Source organism: Ectobacillus funiculus, from assembly GCF_004138295.1.
In the GTDB taxonomy this organism is placed as follows: Bacteria; Bacillota; Bacilli; order Bacillales; family Bacillaceae_G; genus Ectobacillus; species Ectobacillus funiculus.
The window spans coordinates 1-24241 of the sequence record NZ_SCFM01000027.1 but is presented as its reverse complement, the minus strand read 5'-3'; the positions used below and the strand labels follow the sequence as shown (position 1 = coordinate 24241).

Below are 24241 nucleotides of genomic sequence, written 5' to 3'. Positions count from 1 at the left end.
GAGGACGCAGCTTGAAAATTTTATACGGAGATATTTCCAGTATTCTAAATGATATGACTGTGCTTCGGGAAGAAGCGGGACGAGTGGAAAAAACTGCAGCGGAAGCGGTAGAGCGCATTATCACAGATATCAAGACGCGTAAGGATGAAGCGCTGCGTGAATATACGAGTCGATTCGATGGAGTAGAGCTAGCATCATTTCGCGTCTCAACAGAAGCAATAGCACGCGCAGTAGAATCTGTTGATTCCTCCTTTTTAGAAGCTTTAGAGGGTGCAAAGCGTAATATCGTATCATACCATGAGAAGCAAAAGCGACAAGGCTTTGTGGATGCAGATACAAAGGGTATTATACGAGGACAATTAATTCGACCGCTTCATACGGTAGGCGTGTATGTGCCAGGTGGTACGGCTGCATACCCTTCTTCTGTATTAATGAATGTGCTTCCTGCCAAAATTGCAGGAGTGAAGCGGATTGTGATGGTGACACCGCCAGGAAAGGATGGTGTGAACCCTCATATTTTAGCTGCTGCCCATATTGCAGGTGTAGATGAGATTTACAGCATCGGCGGCGCACAGGCAGTCGCAGCGCTCGCGTATGGAACCGAATCGATTCCGCGCGTTGACAAAATTGTTGGACCAGGCAATATGTATGTAGCGCTAGCAAAGCGTGCTGTATTTGGTGCTGTTAACATTGATATGATTGCGGGACCGTCTGAAATTGTCGTCATTGCCGACGAAACAGGAAACGCATCGTTTATTGCAGCGGATTTATTGTCGCAGGCAGAGCATGATACGAATGCGACAGCGATTCTGATTACAACACATAAGGAGCTTGCGCAGCAGGTAAAGCAGGAAGTAGAGCGACAATTGCAGGAGTTGCCGCGTGCGGATATTGCTAGAGCCTCTATTGAGGCGAACGGCGCAATTGTTGTCGTGGATTCACTGCAGGAAGCATTTGCGGTATCCAATGAAATTGCTCCTGAGCATTTAGAACTTCATATTCATGAGCCGATGACGGCTCTTGCGGATATCCAGCATGCTGGCTCCATCTTTATTGGACCGTACGCACCAGAACCGCTTGGTGATTATTTCGCCGGACCGAATCATGTGCTGCCAACGAGCGGAACTGCGCGCTTTTTCTCCGCGCTATCCGTTGATGATTTTGTGAAAAAATCAAGCTTTTTATCGTATACAAGAGAGGCGTTAGAGCAAGTAAAGGATCAAATTGTTATCTTAGCGGAAAAAGAAGGTCTGCAGGCTCATGCGCGTGCGATTTCGATTCGCTTTGAGGAAAAAGGGGGAGCAGATGAATGACACGGACAGCAGAGTTTTCACGGGTAACATCAGAAACAGATATTACCGTATCAATTGATTTAGACAATCCAGCAGAAGTGAGCATTGAGACAGGGGTCGGCTTTTTTGACCATATGCTTACAGCTTTTGCTAGACACGGACGTATTGGACTAAAGGTACGGGCAAATGGAGACTTACACATCGATTCTCACCATACAGTAGAGGATGTAGGTATTGTTATCGGGATGTGCATCAAGGAAGCACTTGGTGACAAAAAGCAAATTAATCGATATGGCACGTCCTACGTTCCAATGGATGAAGCATTGGGCTTTGTTTCATTAGATATTAGCGCACGTCCGTTTTTAGTATTTGATGCAGAGCTTACAAATCACCGCCTTGGAACATATGATACTGAGTTAACAGAGGAATTTTTCCGTGCTGTTAGCTTTAATGCAGGTATCACACTTCATGCGCGCGTGCTGTATGGAACAAACACGCATCATAAAATTGAGGCGTTGTTTAAGGCATTCGGCCGTGCTTTATCGGAAGCGGTAGCGATTAATGAAAAGATTACCGGCATCAATTCAACGAAGGGAATGTTGTAATATGATCGCCATTATTGATTATGGAATGGGGAACTTGCGCAGCGTTTCAAAGGCACTGGAGCATATTGGCGTAACATGTGAAATTACCGATAACCCGGAAACAATCCGTCAAAGCGACGGAATCGTTTTGCCAGGCGTTGGTGCGTTTCCGAAAGCAATGAAGGAGCTAGAGGAGCGCGGATTAATTTCTCTTATTAAAGAGCAAGCAGCCTCTGGCAAGCCGGTGTTAGGCATTTGTCTAGGGATGCAGCTATTATTTGAGGCAAGTGAGGAAATTGAATTTACAGAGGGCCTTGGCTTACTTCCGGGGACAGTACGTAAACTGCCTGCAGGCCGCAAAATTCCGCATATGGGCTGGAACGCGTTAGAGACGAAGCAAGAGTCACCATTATTGCAAGGTCTTACAGGAAATCCATATGTATATTATGTCCACTCCTTTTATGCAGATACAGCAAATGATGTGATAGTGTCAGGAAGCGACTATGGTGTGTTTGTACCAGGTGTTGTTTCAAAGGGAAATATTTACGGTGCACAATTCCATCCGGAAAAAAGCAGCGACGTTGGATTAAAAATGTTACAAAACTTTAAGGAGTTGGTCGAAACATGCTCATCTTCCCAGCAATTGACTTAAAAAATGGACGTTGTGTTCGCTTATATCAAGGACAATTTCAACAGGAAACCGTTGTAAACGAAAATCCGCTTGAGCAAGCGATTGTATTTGAAAAATTAGGTGCTCCATTCCTTCACCTTGTCGACTTAGATGGTGCGTTAGATGGTACACCAACGAATTTACCTGTAATTGAAAGTATTGCACGTACATTAAAGATTCCTGTTCAAGTGGGCGGCGGCATTCGCTCGATGGAAACAATTGAAGCATTATTATCAGTTGGTGTATCACGTGTTATTATCGGCACAGCTGCGCTTTTAAATCCAGCATTTTTGCAGGAGGCTCTTGACAAGTACGGGGAGCGTATTGTTGTTGGCATTGATGCAAAGGATGAATTAGTTGCGACAAGAGGCTGGCTTGATGTATCAGATGTTCATTACATCACACTTGCAAAGCAAATGGAGGAAATGGGAGTAAAAACAATTATTTTTACTGATATTTCCCGAGATGGAACACTTACAGGCCCAAATCTTGAGCAGCTTAAGGCTTTGCAGGATGCAGTGAATGTTGATATCGTTGCATCTGGCGGTGTAAGCTCCCTAGAGGATATTAAAAACTTACATGAAATGAACCTGTATGGTGTGATTACTGGTAAAGCTTTATACGAAGGGAAATTCGCGCTAGAAGAAGCACTGCAGGCGGTGGCAGTATGTTAACGAAGCGCATTATCCCTTGTTTAGATGTGAAAAATGGACGCGTGGTAAAGGGTGTAAATTTCGTCGGGCTAGCAGACGTTGGGGATCCAGTGGAGATTGCGGAAATTTACAACCGGGCTGGAGCGGACGAACTTGTATTTTTAGATATTACAGCAACGCATGAAGGACGCAAAACGATGATTGACGTTGTAGAGCGCACTGCAGCTGAAGTATTTATTCCATTAACAGTTGGCGGCGGCATTGGCTCAGTTGAAGAGATGTATAATCTCTTGCGCGCCGGTGCGGACAAAATTTCCCTAAACTCTGCAGCGGTTCGTAATCCACAGCTGATTGCAGAGGGTGCTGAGCATTTTGGAGCACAATGTATCGTCGTAGCGATTGATGCAAAGCGCGTTTCTGACGGTAAGTGGAATGTGTTTGTAAGCGGCGGTCGTATCGATACGGGCCTTGACGTACTAGAGTGGGCAAAAAAGGCGGAAGAGCTTGGTGCGGGTGAGATCTTGCTGACAAGCATGGATGCAGATGGTACAAAGCAAGGCTATGATTTAGAATTAACGGAGGCTGTTTGCCAGGCGGTTACAATCCCAGTCATTGCATCGGGCGGCTGCGGCAATAATGGTCATATTGTAGAAGTATTCCAGGAAACATCAGTGGATGCAGCATTAGCAGCGTCGATTTATCATTATGGAGAAACGACGATTGCAGAAACAAAGGAAGAACTTGCCAAGGCGCGCATTGAGGTGAGACGATGAAGCCGGATTTCTCTAAAGGACTATTGCCTGCTGTTATTATTGATGATACAACGAATGATGTGCTCATGCTCGGCTATATGAATGAAGAATCCTATGCTAAAACATTAGAAACAAAAACAACATGGTTTTTTTCCCGTTCCCGCAATAAATTGTGGAATAAAGGAGAAACGTCTGGGCATTTTCAGCATGTAAAAGAAATGTACTTGGATTGTGACCAAGATACACTGCTTGTGCGTGTAAATCAAATTGGACCGGCATGCCATACGGGAAGCCGCACTTGTTTCTTTACGAAGGTGCTATAGGAGGAAAAGAAAATGACAGATATACTGCGTGCATTGTACGAAACTATTGTAGACCGGAAAAACAATCCAGTAGCGGAGTCGTACACAAATTACTTGTTTACAAAAGGCGAAGATAAAATCTTAAAAAAAGTAGGCGAAGAAGCTACCGAGGTTCTAATTGCAGCAAAAAATAATGATAAGGAAGAGCTCGTGTATGAAATTGCCGATTTAACTTTTCATTGCCTTGTTCTCCTTGCTGAGAAGGGGATTGCGCTTGAGGACGTAAAGAAGGAGCTAGAGCGCAGGCAAGGAAAGCTGTCTAAGACAGCAGATCGAAAAGAAATCGAGAGCCTGTAGGCGGCGAAGCACCAGGTTCCGATTACAGTTTCCTCTGATTCACACTACCCAGATGATACCGGCAGCTATGTGGCACAAAATGTGGAAACATTGCTTCGTCATGGCTTTACGGAGATTGCAACGTTTGAAAAACGCAAACGGATTATGAAGCCGCCTGAGCAATCTGTATTGCAGCGATAGGGAAATAATGCCATTCGTGAACTAGCGGTTTTGGTTTAAACTAAGAGCGCAGTATCACGAAGGAGGCAATTATGTATGAGCGAAAATGAGCAGTACAGAGATACGGGTAAATTGACTAACTATCATTACGGTACAGAAAAAGATACAACTACGAAAAAGAACAATAAAAGCAATACGCAAGATAGCAATAAAAATAATCCCCTCGCGTGAGGGGATTATTTTTTATTGCTACTCTTTTCAAAATGTCTGCGTCGTAAAAACTGCGATAGCATGTAAAGAATGTAGAGAGGAATAGCAATGAACAAAAATTCTGGCATGCGGTTTATCTCTCGTTTATACAAGGTGAAAATAATTGCAATCAAAAATAGTGTGACAATGATGCTATATTTTGGAATTGGTATATCCTTTAAGCTTGGAATTTGAATGCGGCTTACCATCAAGATAGCAAAGATGATAAAAATGAGAATGAGTACAATGTTTGGAATCACGCGAGAAAATAATGTGAGAAATGCTACAATTCCCCCTGCCGCTGTAATTGGAACACCTGTGAAATACTTTAAGGATGTTGCAGTTGCTGTTACATTAAAACGAGCTAAGCGGTACGCACCAAATAACGGAAACAGTCCGGCTATGTACAATCCGGCAACACCGTATTGTGAAAAAGAGGTATAGTACATTAAGAGGGCAGGTGCTGCTCCAAATGTCACTACATCTGCGAGAGAATCCAATTCTTTTCCAAGAGGGGAATCAACTCGCAGCAAGCGGGCAATCCGTCCGTCGAGACTATCGAGCATCATGCCAATTAAGACGAGAATGGCAGCTGACCTGTAATGCCCAATAGATGCGTAGCCGATAGATAGAAAACCGCTGTATAAATTTCCGAGTGTAAATAAATTCGGAATGGCTGCTCTGTACAATGTGTGATCCCTTGCTTTCTTTTTAATTTTTTTCTTTGGTGTACAACAGTTTGTTCAACTTATCATAACACACTTTTAGAATCTCATACCATAAAATTCCCTTAATGGAAAAAAGGATTCAATTTATTGTTTATAGTAAAATATGAAGATAAAGGTTGTATATAGGACAAAAAAGAAGGGATGTTACGTCCCTTCTTTTTTGCCCCACAGCAAGCAGATCGTCATAATTACTCTAATATTGTTGTCATCGTTCCTGTATTTCGTTTGTTGCTAGGATCGAAACGAAGTAAATCTCCGTAAATAAGCTTATCTGAATTCCTCAGCTCAATTTTGGTTTTTTGTTTATATGGTTCGCATAGTTGTTCTTCAATCGGCACACCTGTCTGTTTCGCGTAGCAAATATTTTTTGTATATACGTAATCATTTGTGATGAAACTGCCATCGCGCATAACAACAAGCGGATCTTTCTCTTTAATAAACAGGTCTGTTCCAAATTCCGTGCTGTTCGTTGTTGAAACTCCAAGCAGATGAAGGAGAGTCGGCTTTACATCGATTTGTCCAGATACCTTGGAAATAGTTTGCCCGGACTGCTTTGGAATATGGATGATCAGCGGAACACGCTGCAGCTGCATCGAATCAACAGGTGTGATTTCGTTTTTGCCAAGAAACTGTGCCATAGCTGCATTATGGTTTTCAGAAATACCGTAATGATCTCCATAAATGACAATGATTGTATTGTCATACAGTCCTTCCTCTTTCAGACGCTGGACAAAATATTTTATTGCTTCATCTGTATACCGTACGGTCGGGAAATATCGATTGACAATCTCACTCTCTGAATTATACTCCTCAATGAGACGGTCCTTCGGGTCAATGGTAAATGGAAAATGATTGGTTAGCGTAATAAACTTTGTATAAAATGGCTGTGGCAGCTCCTTTAAATACGAGATGGATTGTGTAAAGAAGTCTTTGTCTTTCAGTCCCCAGCCGACGGAATTTTGCTGCGTACCAACGAAATCCTGTTGATGGTAATAGCGGTCGTATCCAAGTGATGGATACATGAGATCGCGATTCCAAAATGTTTTATCATTAGAGTGGAACACAGCTGAAAAGTAACCGTAATCTTTTAGTATTTCAGGTGTTGCTGTATATTCATTGTTAAAATGTGTAAAAAATACGGAGCCACGATCAAGTGGATAAAGCGAGTTTTCGATAGTAAACTCAGCATCCGATGTTTTACCTTGTCCTGTTTGATGATAAAACTGATCAAAATAGTAGCTTTCTTCTATAAAGCTATTTAGAAATGGCGTAATTTCCTCACCGTTTATTTTTCGATTAATGACAAAGCTTTGCGTGGATTCCATGGAAATTAAAATCACATTTTTCCCTTTGGCAACACCAAACATAGCTGGATTGCTTCCCTTGTCCTTTACTTTTACGTAGTTTTCAATTTCTGCAAACGTATTGCTGCTTGCAAACACTCGCTGTGCGGATGATCTGGATTGCAGAACAATATCATAGAGATGATATGTGTAAAGACCGAGATTTTTGACAATCATTTTTCTATCAAATGAACGCGCAAATAACTGAGGCCTATAGACTTCAGCCACCGTTACATGGAATAAAAACAACGAAGCCGCCCCCAGAAAATAAATAGATTTTTCTTTTTTTGTAAGAGGAGAGACATCGGCAAAGCGTGGGAACCTTCGAGAAACAAATAGCAAAATGAAGAGGTCAACAAACATAAATAATGTTTTGTATGTCATCAACTCACGGATACTTGTGCCAAGGTCAGCCATATTATTTGTTTGAAATACAACAGGTAATGTTACAAAATCATTAAAGAAGCCATAAAATATTGCATTTGAAAACAATAATACAGATAAAAGAAAGCTAATGAGTATAACATAGACGTTTCGGTATGTATCAGTTAATAGAGCAATCCCCAAAAACAGTAGAAGTGTACTAATCGAATTAAGAAAGAGAATGGCTTCCTCAAATGCGTTCTCAATGTTTATATCAAACGCAAGCTTATATACTACATACGTCTTTAGCCAAAGAAGAGTGGCTGCCAAAAGGGTAAAGCGCACCTTCCTAAATAATGTATTCATGATCAAGCTCCTCTCCGATGAAGGCTAGCAAATATATTCTTTATTTGTATACATATATATGTAAGCAGGGACATGCTCTATTCATAATGCCTTGCTTTATATTGTCTTTATTACGTTAATTATTATATAAAAACAAACAGGTGTTGTGGATGATTTTGGACACTTCTATGAAAAAATATAGATTGGGTACAATATTTACGGATACGACAGTTTGGAGGGAGAAGATGAACAAACGAATGTGTGCTGCAGTCACATGCTTTTTCCTATACAGCAGTTCGGCCGCATTGGCGAGTGCGCCATCATTTCCTATGCTGGAGGATGCTTTTTTTTCTGTGTTATTTCCGCAAATCAATGAGGCAATTCGAAAGTCTTATGGAGAGCAAAAGAAGTATGATTGTCCGAAAATTGTAGAGATGAAGAAGCTTTACAGTGGTACGTATCTGTTTCAATCCTCCATTGAGGTGATTACATATCATCAGAAGCCGCAGGGAAAGCCGGAGCCTCCCTTTGAGAAGGTAAGGATTACGTTTGATAATGAACAGGGGGAATGGGAGGTGAAAAGCACGAAGCTAACGCGATTGCCTGATAGCACAAATTTGGCATGCCGAAAGCCAGTGTAGGAATGAGAGGACCTTTGTGCCTGCTTCTTGAAGGACTGCATAATATTTCACTTTTCTACATAAATGTGAATGAGTTGCTGAAAAAGTATTTGACAATGTACATTTTTCTCTGCTATCTTTAATATCAGCAAAAATAAATACAACGGCCTCATCTGTTCTCGCGAATAGAGGCTGCAGGAGTCAAGAGTAGGCTGTGTGAAGTCGGGTAGGATTAAAGAGCGCAGCGCGAAAGGGGTAACTGCCGAAGCGGCAAAACAGCTGCCATGTTTTGTTGCTGGGTCTGCACTGAATAAGTGTGGAACTGTCACAAGTACGTCTTGTGAGGAGCTATTAGAGATGCTGATGCGGTTTCTTATATGAAAATATGTAGGGCGCATAGTTTGAAGTAGTCATTTTCTGTAAGAAACGCGTGTGAACATAGCAGTTCGGCGCGTTTTTTGTTTATACAAATAAAATGGATTGTGTTCTTAGCTTCACTGTTTCCTTTTCTTTTGAGAAATGGATGTAGGTGTGCAGAACGTATAAATAAGGGGGAAATTTAGGTGTATTTGCACGGTACAAGCAGAATTAATGAAAAGGGACATTTAGAAATCGGGGGCTGTGACACGACGGAATTAGCAAAAACATATGGTACACCGCTTTATGTATATGATGAAGCTTTAATTCGAGAAAAATGCCGTGCGTATAACCGTGCGTTTCAGGAGAGCGGATTCTCCTACCAAGTCGCATACGCAAGTAAGGCATTTTTGTGCATGGAAATGAGCCGTTTAGCTGCAGAGGAAAACATGTCTTTAGATGTTGTGTCTGGTGGAGAATTGTATACGGCGCTGCAAGCCGGTTTCCCAGCAGGGCGCATTCATTTTCACGGCAATAATAAAACAGAAGAAGAATTAGTAATGGCACTTGAAGCAAATATTGGCTGCTTTGTTGTGGATAACTTCTTTGAGTTAGAGGTTCTTCATGATTTAGCGCAAGAGCGTGAGCAAAAGGTGAATATTTTGCTGCGTGTAACACCGGGTGTTGAGGCGCATACACACGAGTATATTACAACAGGCCAGGATGATTCAAAGTTTGGTTTTGGCGTTTCTAGCGGACAGGCGTTGCAGGCGGTGAAGCATGCTGTAACGAAGCCGTACTACAATGTGCTTGGCATCCATTCTCATATCGGTTCCCAAATTTTTGAAACGGATGGATTTGTTCGTGCAGTCGAAGTATTAGCAACATTTGTAGATACTGTTCGCTCCGAAACAGGACATACAATGCCGATTTTAAATCTCGGAGGCGGTTTTGGCATTCGCTATACAGAAGGCGATACGCCGCTCCCAGCCGTACAATATATTAAAGAGATGACTGATGCGGTGCGCGAGCAGTTTACACAGCGTAATTATCCTCTGCCGGAAATTTGGATTGAGCCAGGCCGCAGCATCGTCGGTGATGCTGGCACAACGTTGTATACAATCGGTTCTATTAAAGACATCCCAGGTATTCGTAAATACGTGGCCGTGGATGGCGGAATGACAGATAATATCCGCCCTGCGTTGTACGGTGCAAAGTATGAGGCAATTTTGGCGAATCGAGCAAATGAAGAGTCGAAGGAAGTTGTATCGATTGCCGGCAAGTGCTGCGAAAGCGGCGATATGCTGCTTTGGGATATAGAGCTTCCAGAAGCGGCGTCACGGGATTTACTTGCGATTTCTTGCACAGGGGCATACGGATATTCAATGGCAAATAACTATAACCGTATCGCGCGCCCTGCAGTTGTATTTGCAAAGGACGGAAAAGCGCAAGTTGTTGTGGAGCGGGAAACATTAGAAGACCTTGTACAAAAGGATCGTATTCGAGCAAGTGAGCTCGTATGAAAGCAAGAGGATGAAAAAAATTAAAAAATAGGCGGACAACAGTACGTTGTTCGCCTATTTTTGTAAGAAATTAACATAATTGTATCGCCGCAAGTCTTGCGCACAAGGGGACCTTCGCGGAAAAAGTGCTTATCATTTGCTTTGTTCCCGAGGTAAAGCAAGCTGTGCAAACCTACAGAGCAACCGTTGCTTCGGGCAGAAATACATGAATTCCCTATTCACTTACTCGGAATTGTATGTTTATTGAAAGAGAAAGTGTAGTTTTGGAAAAACAGGGAAAAGTAATAGCAGAAGGCGCCTACAATAGAGAAGAAACGGTGGCTTACTGCGTTTTCAGAGCAATAGTAATATATAAACTTTATCAGAAGTGTACTGCAATATATTTTCATATTTTCAAAAATTCTTTTAAAATATAATTCATATCAGAAAACTAGGATTGCAATTAGCTGTAATTGTGATACAATACAAATTAATTACTTATCCAGAGAGGTGAAGGGACACGGCCCGATGAAACCCGGCAACCTGCATGTATGCAAGGTGCTAATCCGTCAAAATGGAATCTCATTTTGAGAGATAAGGTTAAGACGCCTCGAAAGTCTTTTCGAAATGGAAAGATTTTTTTAGTGCAAACGGATAGGGAGTATTTTAGGAAGGTTACTGCAGCGTCGGAACAAGACAGCTCCTTCCTACATAGCAGTAGAATATAGATGTTACCAAAAGAGGGGGAAATGACATGTTAACATATGAAACATGGGATGCACCAGCCATTGATTTTAATGAGGACGATGAAACAAAAGGTGCGCTTTCGGTTTTACGATGGGCGTATGATCATTATGGAGACGATGTTGTCTATGCATGCAGCTTTGGTGTAGAGGGGATGATTCTTCTGCACTTAATTGATCAAGTGAAGCCTGATGCAAAGGTTGTATTTTTAGATACAGATCTTCATTTTAAAGAAACGTATGAATTAATTGAAAGAGTGAAAGAACGGTTCCCAAGACTTCAAATTGTGTTACAAAAGCCAGAGCTTACGCTAGAAGAGCAGGCGGCAGAGCATGGTGCGGAATTATGGAAGTCTAACCCGAACGCATGCTGCAATATTCGGAAGATTGTTCCGCTTGAAAAGGCTCTTGCACAAGGGAAGGCGTGGATTTCTGGATTGCGCCGCGAGCAGTCGCCGACGCGCCAAAATGTACAGTTTTTAAATCATGATCACCGTTTCCATTCTATCAAAGTATGTCCGCTGATTCATTGGACATGGAAGGAAGTATGGCGTTATGTATACAAGCATGACCTTCCGTACAATCCGCTTCATGATATCGGCTATCCGAGCATTGGCTGTGAGGTATGCACACGTCCTTCAGAGGGTGGCAGCAGTGATCGCTCTGGACGTTGGTCAGGTACAGGTAAAACAGAATGCGGGCTTCATCAGTAAGAAGTAAAGGGGAAAAGAAAATATGGTAGCTCTCGCATTTTGTGCAGCGTTATTGTTTGCGATGAATATAGGGGCGAGTGGAGCAGCTGCCTCAATGGGGGTCGCATATGCTTCAGGAGCCATTAAGAAGAAATGGGTAGCGCTGCTCATATGTGGCGCTGCTATCATTGCTGGTTCTGTATTTGGGGGCCAAAAGGTTACAAAAACGATTAGCTCAGGCATTATTCCTGAGGATATCTTTACAGTAAAAATTGTTATTATTACATTACTTGCAGCAACAATTGCCTTATTTACGGCAAATATTCTCGGTATTCCGCTTTCTACTAGTGAGATTACGATAGGTGCTGTTGCAGGGGTGGGGATTGCATATCAAGTATTGTATGTGGAGAAACTTTTGTTTATCGTTGCTTTTTGGATTATCACCCCTGTAGTAGCTTTCAGTATTACTTATGTTGCTGGAAAGCTTATTCATAGGCTTAATTCCAAGTATCCTGATTTAGAAAAAGGAAAATGGAAGCCAATTTTTACAATTCTTGTTATTGTGACAGGTTTCTTCGAGGCCTACTCAGCTGGAATGAAAAACGTAGCAAATGCAGTTGCTCCGTTAGTTGGGGCTCATTTGCTTTCAGTGGAAACAGGGTTGCTTTTAGGTGGTATTTTTGTTGCCTTGGGAGCTTTTCTCTTAGGAAGTCGAGTTCTTGAAACAAATGGGAAGAAAATTACATCTGTTTCTTTGATTGAAGGAATTTCTGTTTCTGCTACCAGCTCATTTCTCGTGATTACAGCAGCTTTATTTGGGATTCCATTGCCGATTGCACAAATTACATCATCTTCTATTATCGGCATGGGCTCCGCGCAGCAAGGCAAGAAGGTCTTTCAAAAACGCGTTGTTTCGCAAATGCTCAAGGTGTGGTTTGTTGCCCCGTTTTTATCGCTTTTAGTATCTTATACATGCGTTAAACTATTGCTAGAAAGTGATTTGTATTCTATCTTTATTGTTGGGGCGGGAATTATCGCAACACTTGGAGTCATTAGCTTATTAAAACATACGAAACAGGAAGTAGGAGGAATTTCAAGATGACAAGTATTACAGCACATGGCGGTGTTCTTATTAATCGCGTAGACGAAACGTACAGCACAGCGCATATCCAAAAGGAAATTGAGTTAGACAATACTGCACTTAGCGACCTAGAGTTAATTGCAGTCGGTGCATACAGCCCATTAACAGGTTTTTTAAACCAAGAAGACTACAATTCTGTTGTAGAACGTATGCGTCTTGCTGACGGAACAGTTTGGAGTATTCCAATTGCACTTCCTGTAACAGAAGAAAAAGCAAACGAGCTTACAGCAGGTGAAGAGGTACGCTTAGTACAAGGCGGCGTAACATACGGTGTACTTACAGTTGGTGACATCTATGTGCCAGACAAACAAAAGGAAGCGGAAAATGTATACCGCACAACAGACCTTGCGCATCCAGGCGTAAAGAAAATGCTAGAGCGCCCGTCTGTATATGTAGGTGGAGCGATTACGTTAGTAAAACGTACAGAGAAGGATCAATTTGCTGAATTCCGCTTAGATCCGGCTGAAACACGTCAAAAGTTCCAAGACCTTGGCTGGAAAACGGTAGTTGGGTTCCAAACGCGTAATCCAGTTCACCGCGCGCATGAATATATTCAAAAAGCTGCGCTTGAAATCGTAGACGGCTTATTCTTAAATCCGCTTGTAGGTGAAACAAAATCTGATGACATTCCAGCTGACGTACGTATGGAAAGCTATCAAGTACTTTTAAAGAACTATTATCCACAGGATCGTGTATTTTTGGCTGTGTTCCCTGCAGCAATGCGCTATGCAGGACCGCGTGAAGCGATTTTCCATGCAATGGTTCGCAAAAACTTTGGTTGCACACACTTTATCGTTGGCCGCGACCACGCAGGTGTTGGTAACTATTACGGCACATATGATGCACAGCACATCTTCTCCAACTTTACAGCAGAAGAGCTTGGCATTCAGCCGTTATTCTTCGAGCATAGCTTCTACTGCACAAAATGCGAAGGTATGGCTTCTTCGAAAACATGTCCGCATGGTGCTGAAGACCGTGTGATTTTATCTGGAACAAAGGTGCGTGAATTGCTTCGCAGCGGTCAGCTTCCGCCAAGCACATTCAGCCGTAAAGAAGTAGTAGAAGTATTAATTCGCGGCATGCAAGAGCAGCCAGTGAACGCTTAAGGGGGAGAAACAATGAGCACGAACATTGTATGGCATGAGGCATCAGTTTCCAAGCAAGAGCGTCGCGAACAAAAAGGAAATCATAGCTTTGTTCTTTGGTTCACAGGTTTATCCGCATCTGGCAAGTCTACGCTTGCCAATGCGGTAGCTCGTAAGCTATTCCAAGAAAAAGTTGGTAACTATGTATTAGATGGGGATAATATCCGTCATGGTTTAAACAAAGACTTAGGATTTTCTGAGGAAGCACGCACAGAAAATATTCGCCGCATCGGTGAAGTGGCAAAGCTATTTGTGGACAGTGGTACAATTGTATTAACTGCGTTTATTTCTCCATTCCGTGCAGATCGTACACAAGTACGCGATATTTTAGAAGCGGACGAGTTCGTTGAAGTATTTGTGAGCTGCCCGATTGAAGAATGTGAGAAGCGCGATCCAAAAGGCTTGTATAAAAAAGCGCGCAACGGTGAGATTAAACAATTTACAGGTATTGACTCTCCTTATGAAGAGCCAGAAAATCCTGAAATCGTTGTTTCTACACACTTACATTCTATTGAGGAATGTGCGGACCAAGTTATCCAATATTTAAAAGAGAAGCAATTCATTTAAGTATAGACAGAAGAATGCACTGTGATGGGAGGTGGCAAAATGGGAAAGGTCTACCTTGTGGGAGCAGGACCAGGTGATCCTGATTTGATTTCTGTGAAGGGACTTAAGTGTATTCAGCAGGCGGATGTCATTTTGTATGATAGGCTGGTGAATGAGGAATTACTGTCCCATGCGAAGCAGGATGCAGATTTGATTTTTTGCGGAAAGCTCCCTGATTGCCACTTTATGCAGCAGGAAACGATAAATGCTCATCTTGTAAAGCTTGCGAAGGAAGGAAAAACGGTAACAAGACTTAAGGGCGGAGATCCTTTTGTATTTGGACGCGGCGCTGAGGAAGCGGAAACGCTAGCTGACAACAATATTCCGTTTGAAATCGTTCCTGGCATTACATCTGGCATTGCTGCTCCTGCTTACGCTGGCATTCCGGTGACACATCGTGATGCTGGTGCCAGCTTTGCCATCATTACAGGTCACCGCCGCGAGGGTCAGGAAGAGGATACGAAATGGGAGAGCCTGGCAAAGGGAATTGATACGCTGGCGATTTACATGGGTGTAGGGAATCTTCCGTACATTTGCGGCAAGTTATTGCAGCATGGAAAAAGCGAGCAAACACCGGTTGCGCTTGTTGAATGGGGCACAACTGTATCACAGCGTACAGTAACGGGCACATTAGGAACAATTGTCACTATCGCACAAAAGGAAGAAGTACAAAACCCAAGTATGATTGTGGTTGGCGAAGTTGTTCGCTACCGGGACAAGATCCAATGGTTTGAACAACAAACATCCAAAAATTACTATGCAAGCGGGGCGTTGTAAATGCAAGCAGTATTATACATTTGCCACGGCAGCAGAGTGAAAGAAGCGTGCGAACAAGCGCGCTTCTTTGTCTCTCAAGCAATGGCTGACATAGATGTACCAATTCAAGAGGTATGTTTTTTGGAATTAGCAGAACCATCCATTGAAGCAGGCTTACGAGTGTGTGTGGAAAGAGGAGCAACGCGTGTTGCGGCCGTGCCAATTTTATTGCTCACTGCTGCACATGCTAAAGAAGATATTCCGAATGAATTAGCAGAAGTAAAGCAGAATTATCCAGACGTAACTTTAACGTATGGTGAGCCGTTTGGTGTGCATGATGAAATTGTGTCGATTTTGCTGGAGAGAATCGGTAAGGAGCGTATTGCTGAAGATGCGATGGTATTGCTTGTTGGACGCGGCAGCAGTGATCCGGACGTAAAACGTGATATGGGGAATATCGCTTCGCGATTACAACATACATACCCGTTCCAGAAGGTTGATATTTGCTTTTTGGCAGCAGCGGAACCAAGCTTTGAGCAAGGGTTAGAGATGGCGCTTGCATCGGGTCATAAACAGGTGTTTGTTGTGCCGTACTTATTGTTTACCGGTATTCTAATGAAAAAGATGGAACGAACGATTAAGAAGTTAGGACGGGAAGAGCTTATACTCTGTGATTACTTAGGCTACCATCCAAATTTGCGCAAGGTTCTTGCCACGCGCGTACAGGAAGCAATGGAAGGAGAAGAGTATGTACCCACTTACGCTACACATACAAAATAAGCGCGTTGTTGTTGTTGGCGGCGGCAAGGTGGCTCTTTTTAAAATTGGGCCGCTTGTCAGAGAAGGAGCCGATGTGACTGTTATTAGTCCTGAAGCTGATGGAAAGGTACAAAAACTTGCTGAAGAGGGGCACATTACGTGGCTTGCGAAGACATATGAAGAATCAGACCTTGTCGGAGCGCTCCTCATTATTGCCGCGACAGATGACGCGGAGCTTAACACCCGAATTGCAGCAGAGGCGGGCGAGAACCAGCTCGTGAATGTCATTACAGATCCGACTGCAGGAAATGTTCATCTTCCAGCAGCATTTGAGCGCGGCCGATTAATGATTGCTGTTTCCACTGGCGGTGCTAGTCCGAAGCTTGCAAAGAAAATTCGGGATGATCTGTCGGATACATATGGCGAAGAGTATGAGCAGTATTTGGATTTTTTATATGAATGTCGGATTAGAGTGAAAGCTTCTGCTCACAACAAAGCAGTGCGGAATGTATTGCTGCAGGAGGTACTTAAATCGGAGTATATAGGCTCGCTGGAAAAACAACAGCAGTTTTTAGAGAACTTATAAGACACTGATATGGCGTGGTTGCCACATCCTCAGTGTAAAAAGGGACTTTTACAGAAAAGGCACTATCGTTACGGTAGTGCTTTCTTTGCATTTTCAGAATGTATAAATTTCCATCTAAGAGCCAATTCGACGTAGTCGGAAATTTTAGAAATACAGTATAAGGGCAACTACGCCTCTGTTTTCACCCAAGGGCAGGTAGGAGGTTTTCATAAATATTCTCCGCCTAAACCGCATGTTCGCTTTGCGTACTTAACATTAAGAAAAATCCCGCCTAATAAGCAAACAAAGGTCCAAGTAAGGGATATGAATGGAAAAAAGGATCCTAGCTGAATATTTAACTGAGATCCTTTTTCGGTATTTTCCGGTTTATTCATCTGCTGGCTGTAAGGTAACCCTAAACCAACAAGGTGAATAACATTTTATGTTTGGAAGAAACAGCAGCAAAATAACGATTTTGCTTTTATAAGTATGGCATTGGGTTTACTGCGTTACTCTTTGCTAGATTCCATTCTCCTACATGCAATTCAAAGTGAAGATGCTGCCCTTGTGAATCCCCTGTATTACCCATGATTCCAATTTGCTGACCTTGCTTTACAGTTTGTCCTGTTCCAACAGAATAGCTGCTTAAGTGTGCATATACAGTTGTGTAGGTTTGTCCGTTGATGCGATGCGAAATAAATACAACATTTCCGTAGCTGCTTGAAGCATAGGCGCGTATGACAACACCATCTGCCGCCGCTACAACCGGCACTGTTCCTGATGCCGCAATATCTACACCTGCATGCAGTTTCCCCCATCTTCCTCCGAAGCCTGATGTGAAAGCGCCAGCTGCAGGTTTGATGAATCCGCCTTGATTGACAGCTGCTACGCTAGGTTGACTGGATGCTCCAGCGGAAGGCGCAGCTGCCTTTTTTGCATCCTCCGCAGCCTGTGCTTGAGCCGCTGCTGCTTGAGCTGCCTGAGCCGCTGCTTGAGCTGCCTGAGCCGCTGCTTGAGCTGCTGCACGTTTATCCGCTTCCACAAGTTGCTGAGTCGCTTGTCTTTGTGCTTCTAAAAGCGCTTTTGTTTCTTCAGTGCTTTCGATTTCCTCCATCGTTTGCGATAGCTTTGCATGCATGTCATTCATAAGAACTTCCTGCTGCTGCTTGTCTGCCGCTTGCTGCTGCTGCTTTTGTACCTGCATTTCTTTTTGTTGCTGCAATGCCGCTTCCTGTTCTTTTACTGCTTTCTGTTCAGTTTCGACAGCATCTTTGTCTCGTGCCTGCTCTTGTAAAATATCATTATCAGAATTTAAGATAAGCGACACAGAATACATTTTTTCCAATAAATCGGTTATGTTTTTAGAGTTGATAATCAACTCTGTGACTAAGGTGCTGCGAGGCTGCTCCTGCAGTGTACGCAGACGCTGATCGATGAGAACCTGTCGTTTTTCAATTTGTACTTGTAAGTACCCGATACGACGATTTTTTTCTTCAATTACAGCTTCTGTTTCTTTAATTTGTTGTTCAATTGTTGCTAGTTCCTGTTCTGTGTTAGCAATTGCTGTATTCAGTTCATCTAGTTTCTGCTGAAGAAGTGCAATATCCTGTTCGATTTGCAGTTTCTCCTGCTTATGGTTATCTAGTTGTTGAGATGTTCCATTCAATTGCGATTCAATGCTGTTTAATTTATCCTGGTTTGTTTCTGCATATATGGAAGCTGTTGGAGCAAGTAAAAAGGCTCCTGTCGCTAGCATACTCAAAACAGTATGTTTCTTCATTGTTGCGTTCCCCTTTCTCTACCGTATTTTTATACCATAGAATGAAAGAAGAATCTATTATTTTTACCATAATGTAAAGAAATTTAATAGAATGTTAGATTTTTATGCAAATGTACTGAAGTTATCTGAAATATAGTTCGTTTTTTACATATTTATTTGCATATAGTGTGATTAGGTTGTTTTAGGGCTTATAACCTTAAGGAATGAATGAGAAGTTGGCTCTGATTAAATATCGTTATTGAACGATATTTAATAATATTAAAAAAACGATTTTTTAAAGTGGCTGCTGAAATAGAAAAATAATTGGGAAGTGAAAGCCTGAAAGAGGAAGTTGTTTGGGGAGCGGTGCAATAGAAAACTTTGCGAGTCCGAGGGTGAAGTCGGTCTAAAGTCCTAGTGAAAACCGTTCCCTGGTTCGTTATGAGGGTGCTTCGTTTCAGATAAGATAAGAGTATCAAAATGAAGGGAGGCAAAAAGGTATGAAAAAGTTTCTCACCTTTTTAGCAGCGGGAGTACTCGTTATCATTGCGCTCGCCACGCTTGGTCATATTGTGGGCTTATTGATTGGAGCAGCGATTGCGTATTGGAGTTTCAGGTCATTTCTGAAAGCCGATGCGCTGCTAGGAAAGTTTTTCTGGGGTATTATCGGTTTGATTGGCCTGTCCATTGTTTTGGGGAATTTCCCAGCTATTATTGGAGTCGGGGCAATTGCACTACTGTATTACGGGTATCGCAATTACAAGACTAAATGCGGCGGCAGAAAACAGGAAGATGCATACAAATCGTTTCGTAGTTTTGAAGATGAATGGGACCATGTAATGAAACATTATTAAGAGAAGGGAAGAGATATGTATGAGACAATCCTTATTCCAACGAATTCGTAATATTGTAATGGCGGATCTCCATAATGCACTTGATGAGAAGGAGCGTCAAAATCCGATTGCCCTCCTGAATCAATACTTACGTGATGGTGAACAAGAGACAAAAAAAATTGAACAGCTCATTGAGCGTCACGGCATGCTGAAGACGAACTTTCTTCGTGAGAAAGAGCAGGCAGCATATATGGCAGAAAAACGGAAGCAGCAGGCTGATATTGCGCGTCAAGCAGGTGCTGCTGATTTAGAGGCGAGAGCATGGAAGGAAGCGGAATATTATGAAGGGCAAGCATCACGTTTAGCGGATGCTCATGCAAAAACAGCGGAGCAGGTCGAAGAATTACAACGCCAGCTGACTGAGATGAAAAACAAGCTCAAGGAAATGCAGACAAAGCGGATGGAGCTCATGGCACGAGAAAATATGGCGCACGCCAACCGCCGTATTCATGACACACTTGGAAAAATGTCTAAAGATAATCCATTTATACGTTTTGAAGAGATTGAAGAGCACATGCGTGATCTGGAGATTCGAGTACACGAGGCATATGAGCGTGACACGTTTGATTACAGAATTGCTAAACTTGAAAAAGAATTGAAAGAATCTGCACATTCATAACATCCATTGTCTAGCAGCTTATGATATAGTAGAGAAGAAAAGGAATTGCATAACAATTCCTTTTCTTCTGTTTCATACTTTAAGAAAGCATAAATTTCCTAGCTGGCAAGTCATTTGATGTATCTGGAAATTTTAGGAATATAGTGTAAGGGCAATTACACCTTTGTCTTCGCCAATCGGCGAGTTTTCTTTATTACAACTGGGAAAGGAGGAGAGAGGTATGAAACGGCAGCTGCTAAAAACGGAAATTGTCGCGATTGCCGCCATTTTGTTTGGGATTGGACTCCTCATTGATATTATTACGCATAACTTTGAACCGGTTGCCCTTGTTTTTTCAATTGTGATGATTGTGGTCGGTCAGCATTACCGCAGTAAAGGAAAGAAAAAAAGAGGAACCGTTCTTCTATCTATCGGTGCTCTTATCTTTATTGTACATGTGTTCTCTTCTGCTGCATTTCAGCTGTTGCTTGCAAGCGCAATTATGTATATAGGATATGAATTGCTTCAAAGCAGAAGGCGCCCAATTATGCTGCAGATTGAAACAAAGGAAGCAGCGGACTCAGGCTCTGCAGTGCTGCGTTCTGAACCGTTTTTAAAAAATATGTTTGTCGGAAATTACCGGGTGATGGATTGTGTCTATGAGCTGCAGGACATTAATATTCGGTATGGAGTGGGTGATGTTCACATTGATTTAACGACAGCAATGATCGCTGAGGGAGAAACTGTCATTGTGATTCATGGTCTTGTCGGTAATATCCGTTTGTATGTACCATACGATATTGAGCTATCTTTGAATCATTCTATGCTGCTTGGACGCGTTTCTGCGTGCGGACATGAGGAGAAGGGGTGGAATCGAAATCTCATTTTTCAAACAGAGCAGTACAGGGAGGCTTCGAGACGAGTAAAAATCATCTCCTCGCTTCTTGTTGGTGATACGGAGGTGAGATATGTATGATAGGGAAACAATCCAGTTTTCCATGGACATATTTTAACTATTCGATTTTGTCTTGTCTCGGCGTCTCGCTTTTTGCAACGATTGTATATGCTTGGAAAAGTAAGCAGCCAGTATACGAATTTTTAGTGGGGAGGGAGATTGCATCTGTTCCAATGGTTTTATTTGTAATTGGCGGCAGCGGCTTGTTCGGTGCTGTGATCGGTTACTCGATCGGACAATATACAAAGCGCCGTCTAAACGAAATTTCTTCCGTTCTATTGGAAGTTGAGCGCGGAAGTTATCCGAAGGAGGATCTCTTTACTGCAGAAGATGAGTTAAGCTCTATTGGTAAGCGGATTGTAGCTCTCTCTTACCGTTTAGAAGAGCAGGCTGGATTATTTCAGAAGCTAACAAATGAAAGGGCTGAATGGAGCGAGGAAATGAGGCAGGCGACGATTTCTGAGGAGAGGCAGCGATTGGCGCGCGATCTGCATGATTCTGTCAGTCAGCAACTGTTTGCTATGTCTATGATGATGTCTGCGGTGATAGCGCAAAACGATAGAAATTCGGAAACGGTGAGCAAGCAATTGCAACTGGTAGAGCATATGGTCATAAATGCACAGACGGAAATGCGCGCCCTTTTGTTACATTTACGGCCAATACAGCTTGAGGGAAAAAAGCTAAAGGATGGAATAGAAGAGTTGTTAACAGAGCTTTCGCGTAAGCAGCATATTCATCTATCCTGGCATATTGAACAAATTGATTTAGAAAAAGGGGTCGAGGACCATTTATTTCGGATTGTACAGGAGGCGCTATCGAATATGCTTCGCCATAGCAAAGCGAATAAAATGGAGCTTCGCTTCCGGCGCTTCGGGAAGTATGCGATTTTAAAGATGATGGATGATGGCATCGGATTCGATGTTTCGCAGCGTAAAGCTGGTTCATACGGCTTAGAGTCCATGCAGGAGCGTTCGCAGGAAATCGGAGGTACGTTTAAAATTCTTAGCTTTCCAAACAAAGGAACACAATTAGAAGTGAAAATTCCTATCATTGCTCGGGAGGAGGGATAGACGATGATTCGGGTATTACTTGTTGATGATCATGAGATGGTTCGGATGGGAGTCGCTGCTTATTTGTCTACGCAGCCCGATATTGAGGTTGTAGGGGAGGCAGAAAACGGCAAGCGAGGAGTTGAGCTGGCGCTAGCGCTTCGTCCTGATATTATCTTAATGGACTTAGTGATGGACGAAATGGATGGTGTAGAGGCAACAGAATGTATTATACAAGAGTGGTCTGATGCTAAAATTGTTGTCGTGACGAGCTTTTTAGACGATGAAAAGCTGTATCCTGTTATTGAGGCAGGGGCAGCAAGCTATATGCTGAAAACATCGCGAGCGAGCGATATTGCTGATGCACTGCGGGCAACGCACAGAGGAGAAACTGTGCTCGAACCGAAGGTAACGGGAAAAATGATGTCCAAAATGCGTCAAAAGCAGGAGTACAAGCCACATGAGGAGCTTACGGAGCGTGAGCGAGAAATTTTGCTGCTCATTGCCGAGGGAAAATCAAATCAAGAAATTGCTGATGAGCTGTTTATTGCGTTAAAAACAGTGAAAACGCATGTGAGTAACATTCTAAATAAATTGAACGTCAGTGACCGTACGCAAGCGGTAATTTATGCATTTCGTCACCAGCTTACAAAGTAGAGAAGCGGAAACAATGGATTAAGCCCTTTTATATGGGAAACTAGAAACAGGCAAGTTCCGCTTACATACATTTACAAAAGGTAGAGATTGCCGATTCTAAACGAGGTGAAGACGTATGTATGATAATCCGTATTTTCCTTACGGAGACAGACCAATGCAGCCGCAACCACAGTCGCAGATGACACCATTGACTCCTTCTGGTTCCTATCCGCCATTTTCTCCAGGAATGTATCCGCCAGGGCATGGGGGGGGAGGTTATCCGCCATATCCGCCAGGACAGGGAGGCGGAGGCTACCCATCATATCCGCCGGGGCAGGGACAAGGAACCCACCAAGGACCTCCACAAAGTGCTCCTCCTTCGTATACACCACAAAAGCCGCAACATATGGCATATGCTGTTGATCCGGGCGGCATAAGAGGTTGCTTGTATCGCTATACGTATATTTGGCTGCAAAATGGCAAAGGCTTTTGGTTTTATCCGGTATTTGTTGGACGTACCTCTGTCGCTGGTTATCGATGGAGCCGAAATCAATATAGATGGCTCTATACAGGAATTGATTTAAATAACATTGATTATTATCAGTGTGGGTAGATAAGTAAGGGGCTCCCGCTTAAATGAAGGCACTGAGAAATTTCATTTGAAGAGAAAAAGAAGCCGATTCCCTGCGATGTGCAGAGAATTTGCTTCTTTTTATGTTCTGTGGAGGCAGCGTTAAATTAGACCTGGCTACGGGCAAGAGCTCTAACTGTACATATCCAAATTTTTAATGTTTTTGGCTAATCATGTAATAATATCTAAAAAATAAATAGAAGGAATATATAGTGGCTTTACAGAATATAGTATGTAATCCAAAAAGGGGATTAGACCAAATCTAAAGAGGTGACGGAAATGCTAGTGCCAGTTTTGTTGCTTGTCGCGAGTACAGTCACGTTATTTTTATATGCTACATACGCACGTTCTTTAAAGCAATCAGAAGCATTGCTGTTCAACAAAGGAAATATATTTGGAAAGCACTCTCGTTTTGTAGTTTGTGTCAAATGCGGAAGGGCACAGATGGCCAATGGCGGCTATCAGGAATGTTGCCGAACCAGATTATAGAAAAAAGAAACCTTACCTCACAGGTAAGGTTTCTTTTTGGAACGAAAAACATAATATTTAACATTTAGGGTGCTGCTCTGCTTTCTTCCGCAAAATAATCTTTCCCAGTGTATAGGCAAAAATTTGATGAGAAGAAAATCAGAAAAATTTGTATGAATTAAAATTTCCAACTGTGAATTGTTCGACATAGTCGGGAATTTTAGAATACAGTGTAAGTGCAACTGCACCTCTGTCTTCGCCAATCGGCGAGTTTTCTTTATTATTGTAGTCTAGATCTGTACTTTCGAGCTATTAAAAATCCAATGATGAGTGCAAATAGAAGCGGCGTCCAGAATCCGGCTGAGAGCAGCGGATGAGTCATGTCGTACTGCAGCCATTCAATCGATAAAAAGCTTCCGAATACATAGAAAATGAGAATGGAAGCGAAAAATGAAAGAAGTCCGATGACAATTAAATGCAACCTCAAGCTAATCCCTGGTTCACAAAACTTACTAAAAGTTACAATTCAACATTGAACTTACAAGCTTTGCATCTCCTTTCGGAAACGT

28 protein-coding genes and 2 riboswitches are annotated in these 24241 nt (G+C 42.6%); of the genes, 24 read left to right on the top strand and 4 right to left on the bottom strand.

Annotation, left to right across the window (positions count from 1 at the left end):
- Window positions 1-11 precede the first annotated feature (11 nt).
- The 8 genes from hisD (at window position 12) to EP737_RS26595 (ending at window position 5000) form a co-directional block, all read left to right on the top strand.
- Window positions 12-1313, top strand: a complete 1302-nt coding sequence (gene hisD / locus EP737_RS16815; RefSeq protein ID WP_129729127.1) for a histidinol dehydrogenase — start codon at window positions 12-14, stop codon at window positions 1311-1313.
- On the top strand, window positions 1310-1897 hold the full coding sequence (gene hisB, locus EP737_RS16810) for an imidazoleglycerol-phosphate dehydratase HisB (protein ID WP_129729126.1): 588 nt from the start codon (window positions 1310-1312) through the stop codon (window positions 1895-1897). The genes hisD and hisB overlap by 4 nt, the downstream gene beginning before the upstream one ends.
- Window position 1898: 1 nt before the next feature.
- Window positions 1899-2528 (top strand): imidazole glycerol phosphate synthase subunit HisH, encoded by a 630-nt coding sequence (hisH, locus tag EP737_RS16805; protein WP_129729125.1) that lies wholly within the window; start codon window positions 1899-1901, stop codon window positions 2526-2528.
- Window positions 2501-3220, top strand: a complete 720-nt coding sequence (hisA, locus tag EP737_RS16800) for a 1-(5-phosphoribosyl)-5-[(5-phosphoribosylamino)methylideneamino]imidazole-4-carboxamide isomerase (RefSeq protein WP_129729124.1) — start codon at window positions 2501-2503, stop codon at window positions 3218-3220. The genes hisH and hisA overlap by 28 nt, the downstream gene beginning before the upstream one ends.
- Entirely contained in the window at window positions 3214-3972 is a 759-nt protein-coding gene (hisF, locus tag EP737_RS16795) for an imidazole glycerol phosphate synthase subunit HisF (protein WP_129729123.1), read from the top strand. Before hisA ends, hisF begins: the two co-directional genes overlap by 7 nt.
- Window positions 3969-4274: a phosphoribosyl-AMP cyclohydrolase gene (hisI, locus tag EP737_RS26310; protein ID WP_246040289.1), complete on the top strand. Its 306-nt coding sequence runs from the start codon at window positions 3969-3971 to the stop codon at window positions 4272-4274. Before hisF ends, hisI begins: the two co-directional genes overlap by 4 nt.
- A 12-nt stretch (window positions 4275-4286) precedes the next feature.
- Complete coding sequence (locus EP737_RS26305) at window positions 4287-4610, top strand: phosphoribosyl-ATP diphosphatase (RefSeq protein WP_246040288.1); 324 nt, start codon at window positions 4287-4289, stop codon at window positions 4608-4610.
- Between the two features lie 255 nt (window positions 4611-4865).
- A complete protein-coding gene (locus tag EP737_RS26595; RefSeq protein ID WP_281278903.1) occupies window positions 4866-5000 on the top strand; it encodes a hypothetical protein in 135 nt (44 codons plus the stop codon).
- 5 nt (window positions 5001-5005) lie between these two features.
- Here EP737_RS26595 and pssA read toward each other — a convergent pair whose 3' ends face one another.
- Both pssA and EP737_RS16780 read right to left on the bottom strand, forming a co-directional pair.
- A complete protein-coding gene (gene pssA / locus EP737_RS16785; RefSeq protein WP_129729122.1) occupies window positions 5006-5707 on the bottom strand; it encodes a CDP-diacylglycerol--serine O-phosphatidyltransferase in 702 nt (233 codons plus the stop codon).
- A gap of 227 nt (window positions 5708-5934) precedes the next feature.
- On the bottom strand, window positions 5935-7821 hold the full coding sequence (locus EP737_RS16780) for an LTA synthase family protein (RefSeq protein WP_129729176.1): 1887 nt from the start codon (window positions 7819-7821) through the stop codon (window positions 5935-5937).
- A 221-nt stretch (window positions 7822-8042) separates the two neighbouring features.
- Here EP737_RS16780 and EP737_RS16775 point away from each other — a divergent pair, with 221 nt between their 5' ends.
- The 9 genes from EP737_RS16775 to EP737_RS16735 all read left to right on the top strand — a co-directional run bounded on the left by EP737_RS16775 (window position 8043) and on the right by EP737_RS16735 (window position 16704).
- Entirely contained in the window at window positions 8043-8438 is a 396-nt protein-coding gene (locus EP737_RS16775; RefSeq protein WP_129729121.1) for a DUF3888 domain-containing protein, read from the top strand.
- A gap of 157 nt (window positions 8439-8595) precedes the next feature.
- Window positions 8596-8776: riboswitch (Lysine riboswitch) on the top strand.
- 204 nt (window positions 8777-8980) lie between these two features.
- Entirely contained in the window at window positions 8981-10297 is a 1317-nt protein-coding gene (lysA, locus tag EP737_RS16770) for a diaminopimelate decarboxylase (protein WP_129729120.1), read from the top strand.
- Window positions 10298-10771: 474 nt separating this feature from the next.
- Window positions 10772-10877, top strand: a riboswitch (SAM riboswitch).
- Window positions 10878-11030: 153 nt separating this feature from the next.
- Entirely contained in the window at window positions 11031-11732 is a 702-nt protein-coding gene (locus EP737_RS16765) for a phosphoadenylyl-sulfate reductase (RefSeq protein ID WP_129729119.1), read from the top strand.
- Window positions 11733-11754: 22 nt separating this feature from the next.
- A complete protein-coding gene (locus EP737_RS16760) occupies window positions 11755-12813 on the top strand; it encodes a sulfate permease (RefSeq protein WP_246040287.1) in 1059 nt (352 codons plus the stop codon).
- A complete protein-coding gene (gene sat / locus EP737_RS16755; protein WP_129729118.1) occupies window positions 12810-13958 on the top strand; it encodes a sulfate adenylyltransferase in 1149 nt (382 codons plus the stop codon). Before EP737_RS16760 ends, sat begins: the two co-directional genes overlap by 4 nt.
- Before the next feature lie 12 nt (window positions 13959-13970).
- Window positions 13971-14564 carry an adenylyl-sulfate kinase gene (cysC, locus tag EP737_RS16750; RefSeq protein WP_129729117.1) on the top strand — a complete coding sequence of 198 codons (594 nt, stop codon included), beginning with the start codon at window positions 13971-13973 and terminating at the stop codon, window positions 14562-14564.
- Between the two features lie 39 nt (window positions 14565-14603).
- Window positions 14604-15380, top strand: a complete 777-nt coding sequence (gene cobA / locus EP737_RS16745) for a uroporphyrinogen-III C-methyltransferase (RefSeq protein WP_129729116.1) — start codon at window positions 14604-14606, stop codon at window positions 15378-15380.
- Complete coding sequence (locus tag EP737_RS16740) at window positions 15381-16139, top strand: sirohydrochlorin chelatase (RefSeq protein ID WP_129729115.1); 759 nt, start codon at window positions 15381-15383, stop codon at window positions 16137-16139.
- Entirely contained in the window at window positions 16108-16704 is a 597-nt protein-coding gene (locus tag EP737_RS16735; protein WP_129729114.1) for an NAD(P)-binding protein, read from the top strand. The genes EP737_RS16740 and EP737_RS16735 overlap by 32 nt, the downstream gene beginning before the upstream one ends.
- Before the next feature lie 460 nt (window positions 16705-17164).
- On the opposite strand, the gene EP737_RS16730 is transcribed toward EP737_RS16735, so the two are convergent.
- Complete coding sequence (locus EP737_RS16730; RefSeq protein ID WP_129729113.1) at window positions 17165-18463, bottom strand: murein hydrolase activator EnvC family protein; 1299 nt, start codon at window positions 18461-18463, stop codon at window positions 17165-17167.
- A 479-nt stretch (window positions 18464-18942) separates the two neighbouring features.
- On the opposite strand from EP737_RS16730, the gene EP737_RS16725 reads away from it, so the two are divergent.
- From EP737_RS16725 to EP737_RS16695, 7 genes are all read left to right on the top strand, one after another.
- Entirely contained in the window at window positions 18943-19296 is a 354-nt protein-coding gene (locus EP737_RS16725) for a lmo0954 family membrane protein (protein WP_129729112.1), read from the top strand.
- A 19-nt stretch (window positions 19297-19315) separates the two neighbouring features.
- Entirely contained in the window at window positions 19316-19954 is a 639-nt protein-coding gene (locus EP737_RS16720; RefSeq protein ID WP_129729111.1) for a PspA/IM30 family protein, read from the top strand.
- Window positions 19955-20174: 220 nt separating this feature from the next.
- Window positions 20175-20909, top strand: a complete 735-nt coding sequence (liaF, locus tag EP737_RS16715; protein ID WP_129729110.1) for a cell wall-active antibiotics response protein LiaF — start codon at window positions 20175-20177, stop codon at window positions 20907-20909.
- A complete protein-coding gene (locus EP737_RS16710; protein ID WP_425455923.1) occupies window positions 20909-21958 on the top strand; it encodes a sensor histidine kinase in 1050 nt (349 codons plus the stop codon). The genes liaF and EP737_RS16710 overlap by 1 nt, the downstream gene beginning before the upstream one ends.
- Window positions 21959-21961: 3 nt before the next feature.
- Window positions 21962-22594, top strand: coding sequence for a LuxR C-terminal-related transcriptional regulator (locus EP737_RS16705; RefSeq protein WP_129729108.1), 633 nt, complete (start codon window positions 21962-21964; stop codon window positions 22592-22594).
- A gap of 115 nt (window positions 22595-22709) precedes the next feature.
- The gene (locus tag EP737_RS16700) at window positions 22710-23186 is read left to right on the top strand and encodes a hypothetical protein (protein ID WP_129729107.1); all 477 of its coding nucleotides are present in this window, start codon (window positions 22710-22712) and stop codon (window positions 23184-23186) included.
- Between the two features lie 297 nt (window positions 23187-23483).
- Window positions 23484-23693: a hypothetical protein gene (locus tag EP737_RS16695; RefSeq protein ID WP_129729106.1), complete on the top strand. Its 210-nt coding sequence runs from the start codon at window positions 23484-23486 to the stop codon at window positions 23691-23693.
- Window positions 23694-23952: 259 nt separating this feature from the next.
- On the opposite strand, the gene EP737_RS16690 is transcribed toward EP737_RS16695, so the two are convergent.
- A complete protein-coding gene (locus EP737_RS16690; RefSeq protein WP_129729105.1) occupies window positions 23953-24159 on the bottom strand; it encodes a hypothetical protein in 207 nt (68 codons plus the stop codon).
- Window positions 24160-24241: the final 82 nt, after the last annotated feature.

What these genes read in the sequence shown, in the direction of transcription:
- EP737_RS16760 (WP_246040287.1), top strand. Translation starts at nt 11,755, where the DNA reads ATGGTAGCTCTCGCATTTTGTGCAGCGTTATTGTTTGCGATGAATATA.
- EP737_RS16775 (WP_129729121.1), top strand. Translation starts at nt 8,043, where the DNA reads ATGAACAAACGAATGTGTGCTGCAGTCACATGCTTTTTCCTATACAGC.
- liaF (WP_129729110.1), top strand. Translation starts at nt 20,175, where the DNA reads ATGAAACGGCAGCTGCTAAAAACGGAAATTGTCGCGATTGCCGCCATT.
- EP737_RS16720 (WP_129729111.1), top strand. Translation starts at nt 19,316, where the DNA reads ATGAGACAATCCTTATTCCAACGAATTCGTAATATTGTAATGGCGGAT.
- hisB (WP_129729126.1), top strand. Translation starts at nt 1,310, where the DNA reads ATGACACGGACAGCAGAGTTTTCACGGGTAACATCAGAAACAGATATT.
- cysC (WP_129729117.1), top strand. Translation starts at nt 13,971, where the DNA reads ATGAGCACGAACATTGTATGGCATGAGGCATCAGTTTCCAAGCAAGAG.
- hisH (WP_129729125.1), top strand. Translation starts at nt 1,899, where the DNA reads ATGATCGCCATTATTGATTATGGAATGGGGAACTTGCGCAGCGTTTCA.
- EP737_RS16700 (WP_129729107.1), top strand. Translation starts at nt 22,710, where the DNA reads ATGTATGATAATCCGTATTTTCCTTACGGAGACAGACCAATGCAGCCG.
- hisA (WP_129729124.1), top strand. Translation starts at nt 2,501, where the DNA reads ATGCTCATCTTCCCAGCAATTGACTTAAAAAATGGACGTTGTGTTCGC.
- EP737_RS16740 (WP_129729115.1), top strand. Translation starts at nt 15,381, where the DNA reads ATGCAAGCAGTATTATACATTTGCCACGGCAGCAGAGTGAAAGAAGCG.
- EP737_RS16730 (WP_129729113.1), bottom strand. Translation starts at nt 18,463, where the DNA reads ATGAAGAAACATACTGTTTTGAGTATGCTAGCGACAGGAGCCTTTTTA.
- EP737_RS16725 (WP_129729112.1), top strand. Translation starts at nt 18,943, where the DNA reads ATGAAAAAGTTTCTCACCTTTTTAGCAGCGGGAGTACTCGTTATCATT.
- hisF (WP_129729123.1), top strand. Translation starts at nt 3,214, where the DNA reads ATGTTAACGAAGCGCATTATCCCTTGTTTAGATGTGAAAAATGGACGC.
- hisI (WP_246040289.1), top strand. Translation starts at nt 3,969, where the DNA reads ATGAAGCCGGATTTCTCTAAAGGACTATTGCCTGCTGTTATTATTGAT.
- EP737_RS26595 (WP_281278903.1), top strand. Translation starts at nt 4,866, where the DNA reads ATGAGCGAAAATGAGCAGTACAGAGATACGGGTAAATTGACTAACTAT.
- EP737_RS26305 (WP_246040288.1), top strand. Translation starts at nt 4,287, where the DNA reads ATGACAGATATACTGCGTGCATTGTACGAAACTATTGTAGACCGGAAA.
- EP737_RS16705 (WP_129729108.1), top strand. Translation starts at nt 21,962, where the DNA reads ATGATTCGGGTATTACTTGTTGATGATCATGAGATGGTTCGGATGGGA.
- EP737_RS16735 (WP_129729114.1), top strand. Translation starts at nt 16,108, where the DNA reads ATGTACCCACTTACGCTACACATACAAAATAAGCGCGTTGTTGTTGTT.
- EP737_RS16695 (WP_129729106.1), top strand. Translation starts at nt 23,484, where the DNA reads ATGCTAGTGCCAGTTTTGTTGCTTGTCGCGAGTACAGTCACGTTATTT.
- EP737_RS16765 (WP_129729119.1), top strand. Translation starts at nt 11,031, where the DNA reads ATGTTAACATATGAAACATGGGATGCACCAGCCATTGATTTTAATGAG.
- cobA (WP_129729116.1), top strand. Translation starts at nt 14,604, where the DNA reads ATGGGAAAGGTCTACCTTGTGGGAGCAGGACCAGGTGATCCTGATTTG.
- sat (WP_129729118.1), top strand. Translation starts at nt 12,810, where the DNA reads ATGACAAGTATTACAGCACATGGCGGTGTTCTTATTAATCGCGTAGAC.